9 protein-coding genes are annotated in these 17,063 nt (G+C 72.9%); 8 read left to right on the forward strand and 1 reads right to left on the reverse strand.

The genetic code is table 11. From position 1 onward, the window contains the following. Positions 1 to 13: 13 nt before the first annotated feature. Genes G6553_RS03615 through G6553_RS03625 form a run of 3 tightly spaced genes read left to right on the forward strand, consistent with a single transcriptional unit; the run spans position 14 to position 3,583 of the window. Complete coding sequence (locus G6553_RS03615) at positions 14 to 952, forward strand: LLM class F420-dependent oxidoreductase (RefSeq protein ID WP_166189250.1); 939 nt, start codon at positions 14 to 16, stop codon at positions 950 to 952. A 10-nt stretch (positions 953 to 962) separates the two neighbouring features. Then, positions 963 to 1,901: a 4-hydroxy-tetrahydrodipicolinate synthase gene (gene dapA / locus G6553_RS03620; protein ID WP_166189252.1), complete on the forward strand. Its 939-nt coding sequence runs from the start codon at positions 963 to 965 to the stop codon at positions 1,899 to 1,901. After that, positions 1,898 to 3,583 carry a ribonuclease J gene (locus G6553_RS03625; RefSeq protein ID WP_166189254.1) on the forward strand — a complete coding sequence of 562 codons (1,686 nt, stop codon included), beginning with the start codon at positions 1,898 to 1,900 and terminating at the stop codon, positions 3,581 to 3,583. Before dapA ends, G6553_RS03625 begins: the two co-directional genes overlap by 4 nt. Positions 3,584 to 3,667: 84 nt before the next feature. Here the strand turns inward: G6553_RS03625 and G6553_RS03630 are convergent, their stop codons facing one another. Continuing rightward, the gene (locus G6553_RS03630; RefSeq protein ID WP_166189255.1) at positions 3,668 to 6,553 is read right to left on the reverse strand and encodes a M4 family metallopeptidase; all 2,886 of its coding nucleotides are present in this window, start codon (positions 6,551 to 6,553) and stop codon (positions 3,668 to 3,670) included. Positions 6,554 to 6,808: 255 nt separating this feature from the next. Here G6553_RS03630 and G6553_RS03635 point away from each other — a divergent pair, with 255 nt between their 5' ends. The 5 genes from G6553_RS03635 (at position 6,809) to G6553_RS03655 (ending at position 17,032) form a co-directional block, all read left to right on the forward strand. Further along, positions 6,809 to 9,484 (forward strand): DNA translocase FtsK, encoded by a 2,676-nt coding sequence (locus G6553_RS03635; protein WP_207619308.1) that lies wholly within the window; start codon positions 6,809 to 6,811, stop codon positions 9,482 to 9,484. After that, positions 9,481 to 11,415 carry a helix-turn-helix domain-containing protein gene (locus G6553_RS20625; protein ID WP_207619309.1) on the forward strand — a complete coding sequence of 645 codons (1,935 nt, stop codon included), beginning with the start codon at positions 9,481 to 9,483 and terminating at the stop codon, positions 11,413 to 11,415. The genes G6553_RS03635 and G6553_RS20625 overlap by 4 nt, the downstream gene beginning before the upstream one ends. Positions 11,416 to 11,551: 136 nt before the next feature. Beyond that, complete coding sequence (locus G6553_RS03645) at positions 11,552 to 13,621, forward strand: binary toxin-like calcium binding domain-containing protein (RefSeq protein ID WP_166189258.1); 2,070 nt, start codon at positions 11,552 to 11,554, stop codon at positions 13,619 to 13,621. 192 nt (positions 13,622 to 13,813) lie between these two features. Continuing rightward, positions 13,814 to 15,178: an SLC13 family permease gene (locus G6553_RS03650; protein ID WP_166189260.1), complete on the forward strand. Its 1,365-nt coding sequence runs from the start codon at positions 13,814 to 13,816 to the stop codon at positions 15,176 to 15,178. 81 nt (positions 15,179 to 15,259) lie between these two features. Continuing rightward, positions 15,260 to 17,032 (forward strand): carboxypeptidase-like regulatory domain-containing protein, encoded by a 1,773-nt coding sequence (locus G6553_RS03655; protein ID WP_166189262.1) that lies wholly within the window; start codon positions 15,260 to 15,262, stop codon positions 17,030 to 17,032. Positions 17,033 to 17,063 lie beyond the last annotated feature (31 nt).

Raw genomic sequence — 17,063 nt, forward strand, 5'->3', positions numbered from 1 at the left:
CAGGCTTGGCGCCATGGAGCTGCGCATCTTCACCGAACCCCAGCAGGGCGCGACGTACGACGACCTGCTCGCTGTCGCCCGGACCACCGAGGAGCTCGGCTTCGGGGCGTTCTTCCGCTCCGACCACTACCTCGGCATGGGCACCGAGGGCCTCCCCGGCCCGAGCGACGCGTGGATCACGCTGGCCGGCCTCGCCCGCGACACGAGCACGATCCGCCTCGGCACGATGATGACCAGCGCGACCTTCCGCCACCCGGGTCCGCTCGCGATCAGCGTCGCGAACGTCGACCAGATGAGCGGCGGCCGGGTCGAGCTCGGCATCGGCGCGGGTTGGTTCGAGGCCGAGCACACCAAGTACGGCATCCCGTTCCCGTCCACGGGCGAGCGCTTCGACCGGTTCGAAGAGCAGCTCGAGGTGATCACCGGCCTGTGGGCGACCGAGGGCGGGTTCGACTTCACCGGGCAGCACTACGCGGTCACCGACAGCCCCGGCCTGCCCAAGCCCGTGCAGACCGGCGGCCGCCGCGGCGGCCCGCCGGTGCTCATCGGCGGCCTCGGCAAGAAGCGCACGCCCGCGCTGGCGGCCCGGTTCGCCGACGAGTTCAACCTGCCGTTCGTCGACGAGACGACCACCGAGGCGCAGTTCGCCCGCGTCCGCGCCGCCTGCGAGGCGGTCGACCGCGACCCGGCGACGATGACCTGGTCCAACGCGCTCGTGCTCTGCGTCGGCGAGGACGAGGCCGAGGTCGATCGCCGCGTCGCCGCGATCGGCCGCGACAAGGACGAGCTGCGCGAGAACGGCCTGGCCGGCACCCCGCAGGAGGTCGTCGACAAGATCGGGCGGTACGCCGCGCTGGGCGCGGAGCGCGTCTACCTCCAGGTCCTGGACCTGGCCGACCTCGACCACCTCCGGCTGGTGGCGCGCGACGTGATGCCCCACGTCGGGCGATAACCTGACCCCTATGACCGACACGGCCGCCCCGACCCCCGCAGCCAGCCCGGGAGCGCCGTTCGGGCGCGTCCTCACCGCGATGGCCACGGCCTTCGCCGAGGACGGGTCGGTGGACCTCGAGGCGACCCAGCGGATCGCCCGCCACCTGGTCGAGCACGGCCACGACGGGCTGGTCGTCTCCGGCACGACGGGGGAGTCGCCGACGACCACCCCGGACGAGGACGGCGACATCCTCGCGGCGGTCCGTGACGCGGTCGGCAGCGAGATCCACCTGGTCGCCGGCGTCGGCACCAACGACACCCGCACGTCGCTCGGCCTGGCCAAGCAGGCGAGGAAGAACGGCGCCGACGGCGTGCTGCTCGTGTCGCCGTACTACAACAAGCCCGGCCAGCGCGGCATCCTGCAGCACTTCCGACAGGTCAGCGGTGCCGCCGAGCTGCCGGTCATGCTCTACGACGTGCCGGGGCGGACCGGGTCGACGATCGCGCTGGAGACCTACGAGCAGGCGATCGCCTGGGACGAGGTCGTCGCGGTCAAGGACGCCGTCGGCGACTTCGCCCGCGGCGTACGCATCCGTGAGCTCGGGTACGCCGTCTACTCCGGCGACGACGAGGCCAACCTCGGCTGGCTCGCGCACGGCGCGGTCGGCTTCGTGAGCGTCGTCGGCCACGTCGCCGGCGACCAGCTCCGGGCGATGGCCGAGAGCTACTGGGCCGGCGACACCGCCGCCGCCCTCGAGACCTACACGCGGATGCTCCCCGCGATCGACGCCGTCATGGGCGTCGCCAACTACGGAGCGACCACCGCCAAGGCAGCGCTCCAGCTCCTCGGCGTCCTCGACAACCGGCGGGTGCGGTCTCCCCTCGTGGAGCTCGACGACGACGAGGTCGCCGCGCTGCGGACCGGCCTCGAGGCCGCCGGTCTTCTCACGCAAGGAACCCGCGCTTGAGCCACCCCCACCCCGAGCTGTCCGCGCCGCCGGCCCTCCCGAAGGGCGGCCTCCGGGTCATCCCGCTCGGCGGCCTCGGTGAGGTCGGGCGCAACATGACCGTCTTCGAGCACGAGGACCGCCTGCTCGTCGTCGACTGCGGCGTGCTGTTCCCCGAGGACCACCACCCCGGCGTCGACCTGATCCTCCCCGACTTCGGTCCCATCCGGGACCGGCTGGACCAGGTCGAGGCGCTGGTGCTCACCCACGGCCACGAGGACCACATCGGCGCGACGCCGTACCTCCTGCGCGAGCGCGGCGACATCCCGCTCGTCGGCTCCGAGCTGACGCTGGCGCTGCTGGACTCCAAGCTGCGCGAGCACCGGCTCAAGGAGACCGTCCACCACAAGGTCAAGGAGGGAGACCGGCTCACGTTCGGCCCCTTCGAGCTCGAGTTCGTGGCGGTCAACCACTCGATCCCCGACGCGCTCGCCGTCGCCATCCGCACCGCCGCCGGGATGGTGCTGCACACCGGCGACTTCAAGATGGACCAGCTGCCGCTCGACGGCCGGATCACCGACCTGCGGGCGTTCGCGCGGCTGGGGGAGGAGGGCGTCGACCTCTTCCTCACCGACTCCACCAACGCCGAGACGCCCGGGTTCACGCCGGCGGAGAAGTCGATCACCCCGGTCATCGACCAGGTCTTCCGCGAGTCCTCGCAGCGGGTCATCGTCGCCTGCTTCGCCTCGCACGTGCACCGCGTCCAGCAGGTGCTCGACGCGGCGTACGCCCACGAGCGGCAGGTGGCGTACGTCGGCCGCTCGATGGTCCGCAACATGGCCATCGCCCGCGACCTCGGCTACCTCAAGGTCCCGCCGGGCACGCTGGTCGACACCAAGGACCTCGCCGACCTGCCGCCGGAGCGCCAGGTGCTGATCTCGACCGGGTCGCAGGGCGAGCCGATGTCGGCGCTGAGCCGGATCGCGCAGCGCAACCACCACTTCGTGCACATCGAGGAGGGCGACACCGTCCTGCTCGCCTCGAGCCTCATCCCCGGCAACGAGAACGCCGTCTACCGCGTCATCAACGGCCTCGCCCGCTGGGGCGCGCGGGTCGTGCACAAGGGCAACGCGCTCGTGCACGTCTCCGGCCACGCCAGCGCCGGCGAGCTGCTCTACTGCTACAACATCGTGAAGCCGCGCAACGTGCTGCCCGTGCACGGGGAGATGCGGCACATGCTCGCCAACCGCGACCTCGCGCTGGCCACCGGCGTCGAGAACGTCGTCGTGGCCGAGGACGGCGTCGTGGTCGACCTGGTCAACGGGGTCGCCTCGGTCGCCGGCAAGGTGGAGTGCGGCTACGTCTTCGTCGACGGCTCCTCGGTCGGCGACATCACCGAGTCCGACCTCAAGGACCGCCGGATCCTCGGCGAGGAGGGCTTCATCTCGGTCATCGTCGTCGTCGACTCCGTCAGCGGCAAGGTCTCCGGCGGGCCCGAGATCCACGCGCGCGGCAACGCGCTCGACGGCGCGTCGTTCGACGAGGTCAAGCAGCCGATCATCGACGCCCTCGACCGCGCGATCGCCGAGGGCAACACCGACTCCTACCAGCTCCAGCAGACGGTACGTCGCGTGATCGGCCGCTGGGTCTCCGGCACCCACCGCCGCCGGCCGATGATCATCCCCGTCGTGATCGAGGCCTGACCCGCCGGTCGAGCAGCACCGACGCGTAGAGGCCCCGCCCGGATCGCTCCGGGCGGGGCCTCTCGTCGTGCTGGTCGACCAGGGTCAGCGGATGACGGCCATCTCGCGACGACCCTTGCCGCCGGCCTTCTTCTGACAGGCGACGATCTTGACGTCGTCGACGGCCCAGCCCTCGAGGCCGCCGCAGCCGTCACGGCCCATCTCGAAGCGGAGCTTGATCCTCATGCCCGGCTTCGCGCCGATCTGCTCCAGGTCGACGATCGAGCGACCCCACGAGCCACCGGCGACGTTGCCGTCGGTGCCGGAGAAGGCCGGCTGGGAGGCCATGGGGTTGGTGTTGCCCTCGGCCGCGGACAGCAGCTCGGTGTTCGGGGCGTTGAACCGGTAGGCCGACGGCTTGACGACCTTCCACTTCCCGTTGCCGAGCTTGACCTTCACGTTGCCGCCGTCGACGTCGAGCTCGCTGGCGATGTAGTGGCGGAACTGCAGGCGCAGTCCCTTGCCGCCGCCCGCTAGGCGGATGGCCCGGCTGGTGATGGCGTTCGCGCTGGACCGGTCGTTGGCGTCGTAGGTGCACGTGCCGCGGTCGTCGCTGGGGTCGAAGGCGACCAAGCTGTCGTTGCTGCCGATCCCGCGGCCCACGCGCCACGGGATGCCCCTGCCGCCGTCGAACGCGACGCGCTCGGACTTCTTCCAGCCGGCGAGGCCGTCCTCGAAGTTCTCCCGGAAGAGCACCTTCGACGTCGTGCCCCTGCCGCAGGTCGCCGGGCCGCCCTTGCGCAGCAGCGGCCCGAAGTTGCACTGCGTCGGCTCCTTGCGGAGCTCGGTGGCCGCCACGATGGCGGAGACCGACGCGCAGTCCTCGGTCGCGATCGCCGTCGCGGGCTCGGTGGTCTCGGGCTGGACGGTAACGCGGTTGATCTCCTTGCCGACGAGCTCGGCGCACGAGGCCTCGAGGCCGTCGGCCAGGTCCACGAAGTTCGACGTGGGCGTCAGGTGCGCGACCTGGGTCTGCCAGAAGATGTTCGCGGCCTTGTCGAGGCCGAGGCCGGCGACGTCGACACCGTTGGAGGTGCCGCCGTCGACGAGCAGGGCGTAGGCGTGGTTGACCACGCCGGAGTTGCTGTGGACGCCGCCGGAGTCGTCGGTGGAGCACTTGTACTCCGCGTCGGAGACCTTCGCCGGGTCACCCAGGCAGGTGGGGTTCCACATGTCGCGGATCGCGCCGCCGAAGGCGGGGTCGCTCTCGCCGGAGAGCCAGCGGTAGGAGTCGAACCGCTCACCGCCGGCGTCGACGATCTCGACCTCGACCGTCTCGCCCTCAGCGAGCGTCGCGCGGATCGCCTCGCGGTCGGTGAGCCCGATCGAGACCGTCGGCGGGAGGGTCTTGTCGGCGTCGGTGAAGCTGACCGGCGCCTCCTCGCGGTTGCCGATGATGACGGCCTTCGCGCCGGCCGCCTTCGCACGCTGGGCCTTCTCGACGAAGGTGCACAGGCCGCGGTCGACCAGGACGACCTTGCCCGCGACGGCGGACGCGTCGTCGTACGGCGAGCAGCCGTCGGTCGTGGTGCCGCCGTCCTCCTCGGCGTCGGTCGGGGCGACCACCTCGCCCGTGACCGGGCCGCCGATCTCGCCGAGCGTGCCGCCGGTGACGCACTCCTTCGCGATCGACTCCGGCGCGGTGATGGTGAGGACCGGGATCGCACCGGTGTACGCCGAGCAGACGCCGTCGGCGCGCACGGTGTCGGGGGTCTCGTTGTAGCGGTCGTTGAGCTGGTCGACCGTCTCGCCCCAGATGTCGGAGAACGCCTCGTTCATCGCGCCGGACTGCCACTGGTAGACGAGGCCGGAGGTGTACTCGGTGTAGGCGTGGGCCCACTCGTGGGCGACGGTGTCGTCGGAGCTGACGCCCGAGCAGTAGTTGGTCGTCTTGCCGTTCCAGTTGGCGTTGGGGCAGGCGATGGTCGGGTCGTTGTTGACCGTCACCATCTTCGCGCCCTTGCCGTCGTAGGAGTCGCGGCCGAGGGCGTTGCGGAAGAACCAGTAGGCCTCGCCGGTGCCGTGGACCTCGTTGAGCTGGTCCTCGTCGAGCGAGCCGGGCAGCGGGTCGCCCTCGCGGTAGACGACCGTGTAGGAGATCTCGTCGTCGGTCGGGTCGTCCGGGGTCCCGCCGTCGCTCTCGAGCTTCGCCTCGCGCAGCTCGCGGTCGAGGGCGTCGTGGATCATCGAGTAGCGGTTGAGCGACTTGCCGGTGAGGGCGTCGACGAAGACCTTCTCGCGCACGGTCGTGCCGTTGCCGACCTCGACGACGTGGACCAGGCGGGCCGGGCCGGTCTCGCCCTTGACCGAGCCCATCCGGTAGATCGAGAGCGTGTTGTCGGTGACCCGCAGGCGCGCGAGGCCGCGGTTGGCCTCGCCCGGCGGGTCGGCCCGCACGAGCGCGACGGCGCGGCGGCCGGCCTCGGCGGCGCTGATGCGCGGCTCGGTGCCTACGCGCAGGTCCGGGGCGACGTACCCGCTGACCGCGGTCAGGTCGCCCTCGTCGTCCACGCTGGCGACCAGCTGCGCGCCGAAGACCGGCAGGCCGCGGTAGGTCTGGTCGAACCGCACGGCCCAGCCGCGGGCGGTCTCCTGGGTGGAGACCTCGCGCAGCTGGTCGGCGGTCGCGCCGAACGCGCGCGCGTGGCGGTCGAGGTAGGCGGTCGCCTTCTCGACGGCACCGGCGCGCCCGGTGGCGCGGACGTCGGGGAGCAGGTCGCCGCCGCGTGCCGCTCGGGCGAAGCCGATCTTGCCGGTGGCGGGCTCGGTGGCGAGCCGCACCGCCCCCTCGGCGTCGCTCTTGAGGCGCTGCACGAGGGACGGGCCGTCCGCGGGAGCGGGCCGCTCCGCCGCGGTGGCCAGCTGGGCCGGCACGGCGGCGAGGCCGGCGCCCAGCAGAACGAGGCTGAGCCCCGTCGTCAGGATCTTCACGTAGGTAACCCTCCGAGTTGGGTGGCGCGGCCGTTGTCCGGCCGACCCGGGCACCCTAAGGACGGCTCGGCCCGCAGGTCCATAGGTCCGGGACGATCGGCGGCGGATCCGTCGTGGCGCCGCAAGCCGTGCACCGCGCACCGGGTCGCCGGGCGGTGGGTCGGGAGCCGGGCCGGGAGCGCCGGGGGAGGGGGCGCACGACACGCACTCCTGTGGTCCCTGTGACTGGTGTGACGCCGAAGTAGGTTGACCACCATGGCGACCCGTACGTCTTCCCCGCCGGGGTCGCGGAGCACGAGCACGTCCACGTCCAGGTCACGCAGCAGCACCAGCAGTGGCCGTGGAGGCTCGAGCACCCGATCCCGGAGTACGCCCACCCGACGACCAGCCGCGAGCGCGAGCAAGAAGCGCCCCGCGGCCCGCAAGCCCGCCCGCGGCGCGGCTCGCCCGGCTCGTCCTGCTCCCCGGGCGGTGCGCAGCGGCACCGGACCGGTCGCCCGCTTCTTCCAGGCGCTCGCCCGCGGCGTCGTCGCCGTCTGGCTCGGCATCGCGCACGGCGTCGGTGCCGTCGCCCGCGGCATCGGCCACGGCGCCCGCGACATCGACCCCGCCCACCGCCGCGACGGCGTCGGCCTGCTGCTGCTCGGGCTCTCGCTCGTCGTCGCGGCGGCCGTGTGGTTCCAGGTGCCGGGCGGCGCCATGGACCTCACCCGCACCGCGGTCTCCGGCACCGTCGGCAAGGTCGGCTGGTTCGTCCCGATGGCCGTGGCGTACGCCGGGGTCCGCACCATGCGCGACCCGGTGCGCAACGGCCCGGCCGGCCGTCAGGTGATCGGCTGGACCGCGCTCGCCTTCGGCGTGCTCGGCATCGTCCACATCGCCAACGGCAACCCGCAGCCGGTCGCCGGCGACGCCAGCGACCTGCAGGGCGCCGGGGGAGCGGTCGGCTTCGTCGTCTCCTCGCTCCTGCTCGACCTGCTGCGCACGGCGTACGTCGTCGTCCCGCTGCTCCTGCTCGTGGCGGTCTTCGGCGTCCTCGTCATCACCTCGACGCCGGTCTACCTCGTGCCGGAGCGGCTCGCCGAGCTGCGCGACCGGCTCCTGGGTCGCGAGCCGCTCGACCCCGACGAGCCCACCTCGCGCCGCGGCCGCCGCGACCTCGGCGACGACGAGATCGACCCGGAGATGGGCGATCCGGCGTACGACACCCCGGTCCTGGAGGACCGCGAGGTCAGGAAGCGGCGCGGCCGCAAGGCTGCGGAGCCGGTCGAGCCCGACGCCGCGATGGAGGTCTTCGACCCGTACGCCGACGAGGCCGCCGCGTCCGGCCCGGCGGGCCCGGACGCGACCGTGCTCACCGAAGCCGTGTCCGACGAGACCGGTGAGCTCGCCGCGGGCGACATCGAGCCGCCGCCGCACACTCCGCTCCCCGAGCGCGCGGAGCAGCTCGCGATCTCCGGCGACGTCGTCTACTCGCTGCCGGGCAACGAGGTGCTCAAGCCCGGCTCGGTGCACAAGGCCCGGTCGAAGGCCAGCGACGCGGTGGTCGACCGGCTCACCCAGGTGATGGAGGAGTTCGGGATCGACGCGCAGGTCACGGGCTACACCCGCGGCCCGACGGTCACCCGCTACGAGGTGGAGCTCGGTCCCGCGGTCAAGGTCGAGAAGGTCACCGCGCTGTCGAAGAACATCGCCTACGCCGTCGCCTCCGCCGACGTCCGCATCCTCAGCCCGATCCCCGGCAAGTCCGCGATCGGCATCGAGATCCCGAACGTCGACAAGGAGATCGTCTCCCTCGGCGACGTGCTGCGCTCCGGCGCCGCCCGCGGCGACCACCACCCGATGGTGGCCGGGCTCGGCAAGGACGTCGAGGGCGGCTTCGTGGTCGCGAACCTCGCGAAGATGCCGCACCTGCTCGTCGCCGGCGCCACGGGCTCGGGCAAGTCGAGCTTCATCAACTCGATGATCACCTCGATCCTCATGCGGGCCACGCCCGACGAGGTCCGGATGATCATGGTCGACCCCAAGCGGGTGGAGCTGAACGCCTACGAGGGCGTCCCGCACCTGATCACCCCGATCATCACCAACCCCAAGAAGGCCGCCGAGGCGCTGGCCTGGGTCGTGCGCGAGATGGACATGCGCTACGACGACCTGGCCAACTTCGGCTTCCGCCACATCGACGACTTCAACAAGGCCGTCCGGGCCGGCAAGGTCGAGGTGCCGCCGGGCAGCGAGCGCGAGCTCGCGCCGTACCCCTATCTCCTGGTCATCGTCGACGAGCTCGCCGACCTGATGATGGTCGCCCCGCGCGACGTGGAGGACGCGGTCGTCCGGATCACCCAGCTGGCGCGTGCCGCGGGCATCCACCTGGTGCTGGCCACCCAGCGCCCGTCGGTCGACGTGGTCACCGGCCTGATCAAGGCGAACGTGCCCTCGCGGCTCGCGTTCGCGACGTCCTCGCTCGCCGACAGCCGGGTCATCCTCGACCAGCCGGGCGCGGAGAAGCTGGTCGGCCAGGGGGACGGCCTGTTCCTGCCGATGGGCGCCTCCAAGCCGGTCCGCGTGCAGGGCTCGTGGGTCACCGAGGCCGAGATCGCGCAGGTGGTCAAGCACTGCAAGGCGCAGCTGGAGCCGACGTACCGCGAGGACGTCACCGCCCCCGCCGCGGCCAAGCGCGAGCTCGACGACGACATCGGCGACGACATGGACCTGGTCATCCAGGCCATCGAGCTCGTCGTCTCCACGCAGTTCGGGTCCACCTCGATGCTGCAGCGCAAGCTCCGGGTCGGGTTCGCCAAGGCGGGCCGGCTCATGGACATCCTCGAGAGCCGTGGGGTGGTGGGTCCGAGCGAGGGCTCCAAGGCCCGTGACGTGCTCGTGAAGCCCGACGAGATCGACGGCGTCATCGCGACCCTGCAGGGGGAGATGTGAACGGATCGGCCCAGGAGCAGTCAGCACTGCTCCACCACGACGACCAGGGCTCCGCGCCCGACGAGCACCACGAGGCGTACGACGGGTACGACGACGGGTCGGCGGCGGTCCCCGAGGACGGCCTGGTCGTGCGGCGCAACGCGGCGCTGTCCGCAGCCGTCGGCGGTCTCGCGTCCGCCGTCGCCATCGCCTACCTGGCCCGGGCGACCGGCTCGGGCGCCTGGCTGGACTGGGTGCTCTTCGTGGTCATGGGCGGCCTCGCGGCGGTCCACCTGCTCGGGCTGCTCGACTCGCGCGGACCGCTGCTGGTGGCCGACGGCCACGGCGTGCGGATCCGCGAGGGCCGCGCCTGGCAGGGGATGACCTGGGACTCGCTGCTCTCGATCGAGCACCTGCCGCGCCGCGGCCTGCTGCGCGACGGGCGGATCGACGTGGTCACCACCGGACCGGGCGGCGAGGAGCAGGTGCTGTCGGTGCCGCTCTCGATGTCGACGCGCGTCACCAGCGCGGACCCGGACCTGACCTCGGTGCTGCTCACCCTCACCGACGGCCGCACCGAGGTGGTCGAGCTCGACCCCACGCTGCCGGTCGACGAGGACGTCGACGAGGACGCCCACGAGGACCTCGGCGAGGACCTCGGCGAGGACGCCCGCGTGGACGTGGAGCACGTCGACGAGCCGGCCGACGAGCACCCGGCCGGCGAGGACGAGCACCCGGCCGCCGAGGACGAGCACGCCGACGAGCGACCCGGTCCGCGCCTCCACGACCCGCGACCGACGATCGCGCGGGGCATCGGTGCGATCGCGGCCCGGCTGGCCCGCCGCAGCGACAGTGTCGAACAGGTCAGCCTGCCGACCGAGCCGGTGCCGGTGGCGCCGTACGCGCTCGACCTGCCGACGGGCAGCCCCACGACCACCGAGCCCACGACGGCCAGCCCCACGCCCGACCCGCTGCGGCCGCCCGTGACGGCGGTGCGTGCAGAGAGCGTCCGCGACGGCCTGGCGCTCGACGCGGTCCAGGGCGCGAACGCGCTCGACCTCGGCGACGGCGTCACGCCGTTGTCGCGCACCCTGCCGGAGGCGCGCGAGCTGCGCCGACCGGGCAGCGTCGACCTGGTCGAGGACACCCAGATCTGGGGCGCCCGCACGGACGCACCGCGGACCCCGGTCGTCATCGACGGGTTCGCGATCGAGGCGCCGGCGCAGCCGGCCGTCGACCCGGTGATCGGCCCGCAGCTGGCCGCGGCCCGGGAGCGGATCGGCCTCACCGTCGACCAGCTCGCCGACCGCACCCGCATCCGTCCGCACGTCATCGAGTCGATCGAGGTCGACGACTTCGCCCCGTGCGGCGGCGACTTCTACGCCCGTGGCCACCTGCGCACGCTCGCCCGCGTGCTGGGCACCGACGTGGCTCCGCTGCTGGCGTCGTACGACGAGCGGTACGCCGACGCCCCGATCGACCCCCGCCGGGTCTTCGAGGCCGAGCTCGCCACCGGCGCCGGCGGCTCGATCCGCGGCACCCGCGGCGGCCCGAACTGGTCGGTGCTGGTCGCGGCCGTCATGGCGCTCGTCCTCGCGTGGTCGGTCGCCCGGCTGGTGATGGAGAGCCCGGTCGACCTCAACGGCGACGCGCTCGTGCTCAACGGTTCGCGCGGGATCGACAACGGGGGCACCCAGGTAGGCAAGCCGGTCGCGGTGCTGCTGACCGCTGCGGGCGGCGGCACGAACGTCGTGGTGCGGGACGGCTCGAACGAGATCGTCTTCTCCGGCGACCTCGCCTTCGGCGAGTCCAAGGAGCTGCGGGTCGCGCCGCCGGTGCGGGTGCAGTCCTCCGACGGGTCCCTCGAGGTCGGCGTCGCCGGCAACGAGCCGGAGGCGGTCGGCGAGACCGGTCAGCCGGCCACCGGGACGTTCATCGCCCCGGCCGACTGACGGGCGCTCCTGCCCCGCGGGTGTGGTCTAGCCCACTTAACGTTCCGGACGAGGTCTTACCGTGTCGGCGCCGCCGTCCGATCCTGGTCACCCACGCCAGAGCGGCGGTCCCCCCGCAAGCGATCTCGAGGAAGTCATGCGCATTCGTCCCTCCCGCGGCCCCGCAACGGCCGCTGTCCTCTCCCTGGCGGTCTCGACCGCCGCGGCCGGCCTCGCCGTCACGGGCGGTGGCGCCGCTGCGGCCGCCGAGCCGTCGCCGTTCTCGGCCACCGGCTCCGCCAACGTCCTGAGCGTGGACGCCGTCGCGGTGCCGCTGCTGCCCATCCCGAGCGTCGCGGACCTCGAGATCGGTGACGTCTCCACGACGGTCGACTCGAGCAAGGCGCCCCGCGCGACCGCCACGGCCGCCGGCCTCGGCGGCGAGGGGCTCCTCGGCTTCAGCATCCCGGGGCTCGCCGCCGTCCAGCAGCAGGCGTCCACCACCGGCGCGCCCGCGAACAACACGGCCGTGAGCGACACCTCGCTGCCGATCGACATCCCGGCCCTCCTCGACCTCGACGTCTCCACCGCCACCGCGCTCGCGCGCTGGGCCGGGGACAACCAGTGCCTGCCCGCCGGCGGCGCGCTGACCGAGGCCGACGCGACGCTCGCCGGCGCGACGGTCCTCCCGCTCTCGCTGCCGGGCATCGGCGACTTCTCGCTGGTCTCCCTGCCGGGCACCGCCGGTGTGCAGCACGCCGTCCGGGTCGACCCCGTCGGCAACACCGGCCGGGGCGCCGTCGTCTCCCAGGCGTCGGGCACGGTCGCCGACCTCTCGCTCTTCGCCGGCAACGTCGGCGTCAAGATCATCGCGCCGCCGACCCTGACGGCCCGCGCCGACGGCACGCCGGGCGGCGCCAAGGTCACCTACGACCCCGCGGTCCTCGCGATCACCGGTCCCGGCGGCGCGGAGGTGCCGATCCCCGACTCGGGCGAGATCCCGAAGTTCGCGCTCCCGGCGAACCCGCTGCTGACCCTCGAGCTGTCGGCACCCGGCACCGAGAACGTCGTCCAGAGCGCCGACGGCCGCACCGCCTCCGCCGAGGCGAGCACCCTGCACCTGAAGGTGGCGCTCGGTCCGCTGACCGTCGCCGAGGTGGACCTGCTGCCGATGTCGGTCTCCGCCAAGGCCCCGACCGGCGGTGTCGTGTGCGACGGCGGCGACGCCGACGGCGACGGCCTCACCGACGGCCAGGAGAAGCAGCTCGGCACCGACCCGACGAAGGCCGACACCGACGGCGACGGCCTGAAGGACGGCGCCGAGGTCAACCAGCACAAGACCGACCCGCTCAAGCCCGACACCGACGGCGACGGGGTCAAGGACGGCGCGGAGGTCTCCGGCGAGACCAACACGGCGTACGGCAAGGAGCCGACCGACCCGACGAGGGCCGACACCGACGGCGACGGCCTGAACGACGGCGCCGAGATCACCCGGGGCACCGACCCGAACAACGCCGACACCGACGGCGACTCGTTCCCCGACGGCACCGAGGTCGCCAACGGCACCGACCCGCTCGACCCGACCGACCCGGGCACCTCCGGGCCGCCGGTCCCCGGCCTCAAGGACAGCGACGGCGACGGGCTCAGCGACGTCCGCGAGCTGGCGCTGGGCACCGACCCGCGGAACCCCGACACCGACGGCGACGGCATCCGTGACGGCGCCGAGGTGAACGGCACCGCGAACACCAAGTACGGCAACCGCCCCACTGACCCGACCCGGGCCGACACCGACGGCGACGGCATCAAGGACGGCGCCGAGATCCGCGGTGTCCGGATCGGCAAGAAGGTCGTCTCCGCGAAGGGCAAGCCGAAGGCGATCGGCCGGGTCCGCACCAACCCGAACAACGCCGACACCGACGGCGACGGCCTCCGCGACGGCGCCGAGGTCCGTGGCAAGAAGGTCAACCTAAAGGTCCGCGCCAAGGGCGGCAAGACCTACACGCTCAAGCGGCTCGTCTCGAACCCGTTGGTCAAGGACACCGACCGCGACGGTCTCAACGACCGGGTGGAGGTCACCGGCAGCCGCACCAAGAAGTTCGGCAAGGTGCCCTCGGACCCCGCCCACTGGGACACCGACCGGGGCGGCATCAGCGACGGCCGTGAGGTCAAGGGCGGCTACAACCCGTCCGACGTGAAGTCCGGCCCCGGCAAGAAGACCCGGGGCTGACCTCCACCCGGTGCGGACGGACCCCTTCCTCCACAGGTCGGGGTCCGTCCGCGCTGTAGTCCGTGACGTTCGGCAGGGGGATCGGGTCGATCCGCCTGCCGAACGTCACGGACTACCCCGGCGGCAGGGTGAGCCTGGGCTGCTCCGGTCACCGGGCGCGCGAACGTCTCGGACCCCACAGAACGGAAGCCCATGGAGATCCTCCACTCCGCGATCGCGATCCTCGCCGCGATCCTGCTGATCATCCGGTTCAAGGTCGACCCGGTGATCTCGCTGCTGGTCGCGTGCATCTACCTCGGGCTCGCGACCCAGCAGGGCGCGGAGGGCACGGTCAGCGCGATCACCGGCGGCTTCGGCGAGATCATGGCCGAGGTCGGCCTGCTCATCGGGTTCGGCGTGCTCATCGGTGCGCTGCTGCACTCGATGGGGACCTTCCGGGACCTCGTCGAGCTGCTCGCGCGCAAGGTGGGGAAGCGGCTGCCGTACGCCATGGCGGCGGCGATGTCGACGATCTTCCCGTCGATCTACGTCGACGTGCAGGTGGTGCTGGCCGCGCCGATGGCCAAGGAGTCCGCACCGGCGGTCGACCGTCGGCACGGGCTGCCGTGGCTGGCCGGGGCGATGGGCATCGGGATCTTCTCCGGCTACGTCTTCGTGGTGCCCGGTCTGGCGGCGGTCTCGGTCGCCGGCCTGATGGACGTGCCACTCGGCACGTACCTGATCTACGGCCTGCCGATCGGCCTGCTGACCGCCGTGGTGACGACGTTCCTCTTCCGCGTGCTGCTCGGGCGCGGGCTGTGGAAGGACAGCGACCTCGACGCCGACGCGGCGCAGGACCAGGAGGCGGCGGACTCCGAGGCCGAGTCCGTCCCCGGGGCGGAGCGCGCCGCCCGGCTGCCGCTGCTCGTCCGCCTGCTGCCGATCCTCCTGCCGCTGGTGCTCATCGCGACCGGCGCCATCGTCGACGTCGCGGGCGGGTCGAACCCGGTCGTGACGTTCCTCGGCGACGCCAACATCGCGCTCTTCCTGGGCCTGCTCGTCGCGGTCGGCATGGTCCGACCGTCGCTGGGCGCCGACGGCGTCGGCCGGGTCCTGACCGCCGGCTTCCACACCACCGGCGAGATCCTGCTCGTCACCGGCGTGGGCGGATCGCTGGGTGCGGTGATCGGCGGCAGCGGCCTCGAGGGCACGCTCGCCGACCTGTTCTCCGCCGAGGAGGGCGCTCCGGTCGTGATCAGCATCCTGCTCGCGTGGTGCATCGCCGCGGTGCTGCACTTCGCGATCGGGTCGGTCTCGGTCGCCGCGATCACCGCCGCCGGCATCATCGCGCCGGTCGTCGGGTCGCTGGGCGTCGACCCAGTGGTCATCGCGCTCGCGATCGCGTCGGGCGCGATGTTCGCGCTGCACGTGAACAGCAACTTCTTCTGGATGTTCACCACGCTGCTCGACCTGTCCACCAAGGGCAGCCTCAAGACGCTGACGCTCGCCACCTCGCTGGGCGCCGTCGTCTCGCTGCCGCTGGTGCTGCTCGCCAGCCTGGTTGCCACGGCGACGTAGCGACCGGACTCGTCCGGTCGCAGGACGCGACGACGGCGACCATGAGGCAGGATGCGGGCTTCCCCCACCTCGGAGTTCTCCATGCGTCGCGCTCTCATCAGCCTGCTCGCCGCCCTCGCCCTGCTCGTCCCCGTCTTGGCCGTCCCTGCGCCGGCCATCGCGGCCGACGGACCAGTCATCACCGGTCGTGCTGTCGACGCCGACGGGCTGCCGGTCGCCGGCGCGACGGTCGTGCTCATCGACGTCCGCGGGGCTGCGGTCGGAAGCACGACCGCCGTCGCGACGGCGGGAGAGGACGGCAGGTTCGCGGTGGCGTCCGGACCGCGGCCCGCCCAGTACGTCGTCGGTGTGTGCCTCGACGACTCAGTCGACTGGGCCGCCTGCAGCCGGGAGCGGGACGGCCTCCAGCTGCTGACGACGTACGTCGGCACGGACGGCCCGCAGCCGAGCCTGCTGCACGTGGGCGGCTACCACCGCGCCGCCGCGACCGAGCCCGTGGGGCTGGGCGACGTTCCTCTGCAGGAGCCGGCGACGCTGCGCGTGCTGACCGATGAGTCGGAGGGCCCGTCCGTGGCGCTGCGCGACGGCGCTGGCTGGGGCGTCAGCGCCGAGCTGATCGACGGCGTCGTGACGTTCCGCGGGATCCGGCCGGGCCGATACCGCCTCAGCCTCCACTGGCCGATCGGTGACGACAGCGGCGAGGTGCGCCCGATCGAGATCGGTCCGGGGGTGACGACGATCGATGCCAGTGGACCCGACGCCGTCGTGCACGGCACCCTGTCCCTCGACGGCGAGCCCTTGGCCTGGGTGCCGGTGTCGCTCGTCCGCCAGGTCTCGAGCGGCCGCCGCGGTGCGATCTGGACGCGTCGCGACGGAAGCTTCGTCTTCTCGGGGATCCAGCCGTCCGCCCGACCCTGGTTGCTGCGGATCGGCGCGGGGCGGATCACCGAGGACGCGCCCGTGGCCGTCCTGCGTCGGGTGTCGATCCCGACCCGCGAGACGTCCCTGCGCGTCGACGTGCGGCTGCGTCGGGATCAGCTCGGAACGGTGACCGGTCGGTTCCCGGAGCGGCACGCCGAGGTCGACCTCTACGACGGTCGGGGGGCGCGCATCGGCGACACCTGGACGAGGGGGGCGCGCCACCAGCTGCGCCTTCCACCCCTCGTCCCAGGGACGTACCGCTTGCACGGCACCTGGTTCGACCGTCGTGAGGACCGCTGGGAGCAGGCCTGGCGCACGTTCCGGGTGCGTCCGGGGCGCACCACCGCCCTCGGCGAGCTGCGCGCCGCCCCGACTCCCGGCCGGTTGGTGGTGCGGGCGCCGGCCGGCACGGGCGTCCGACTCACCCGAGGCGCGCCGAGCTGGGTCCGGCAGCCGCCTGCGGGCGCGAGGTCCGTCGGTCCGGACGGACGGGTGACCTTCTCCCGCCTCGCGCGGGGCACCTACGAGGTCCGGCTCGCGACGTACGGCAAGCACCTGCCACCGGCGGCCCGGACGGTGCGGGTCGGTCGCGACGTCGCCCGGGTCCGCATCCGTCGCGGGCCCGAGGGCGGGTCGCTGCACGGACTGCTCGTCGACGCCCGGACCGGGCGCGCCTGGCCGTGGGCGAACGGCTTCGTCAAGGTGACCTGTCGCTTGCCCGGCTCGGACGAGCGGGCGCAGTTCGCCACGGTCGTCCGCCGCGCGGAGGGTCCGGTCTTCGAGCTGAGCCGCCTGCGCGCCGGTCGCTGGTCGTGCGAGCTGCAGGCCGCCGGTGCCAACACGCCGTACCACCTCACCATGGACCAGACGTTCGACGTCCGCTCCGGACAGCGCACGTCGGTGCGGGTGCCGGTGGGCATCACCGGGGGCTGACCCGCGGCGCGGTCCGGGTCTAGCGTGGCCC

The organism is Nocardioides sp. IC4_145 (assembly GCF_011250565.1).
Taxonomy (GTDB): Bacteria; Actinomycetota; Actinomycetes; order Propionibacteriales; family Nocardioidaceae; genus Nocardioides.

What these genes read in the sequence shown, in the direction of transcription:
- G6553_RS03615 (WP_166189250.1), top strand. Translation starts at nt 14, where the DNA reads ATGGAGCTGCGCATCTTCACCGAACCCCAGCAGGGCGCGACGTACGAC.
- dapA (WP_166189252.1), top strand. Translation starts at nt 963, where the DNA reads ATGACCGACACGGCCGCCCCGACCCCCGCAGCCAGCCCGGGAGCGCCG.
- G6553_RS03635 (WP_207619308.1), top strand. Translation starts at nt 6,809, where the DNA reads ATGGCGACCCGTACGTCTTCCCCGCCGGGGTCGCGGAGCACGAGCACG.
- G6553_RS03645 (WP_166189258.1), top strand. Translation starts at nt 11,552, where the DNA reads ATGCGCATTCGTCCCTCCCGCGGCCCCGCAACGGCCGCTGTCCTCTCC.
- G6553_RS03650 (WP_166189260.1), top strand. Translation starts at nt 13,814, where the DNA reads ATGGAGATCCTCCACTCCGCGATCGCGATCCTCGCCGCGATCCTGCTG.
- G6553_RS03655 (WP_166189262.1), top strand. Translation starts at nt 15,260, where the DNA reads ATGCGTCGCGCTCTCATCAGCCTGCTCGCCGCCCTCGCCCTGCTCGTC.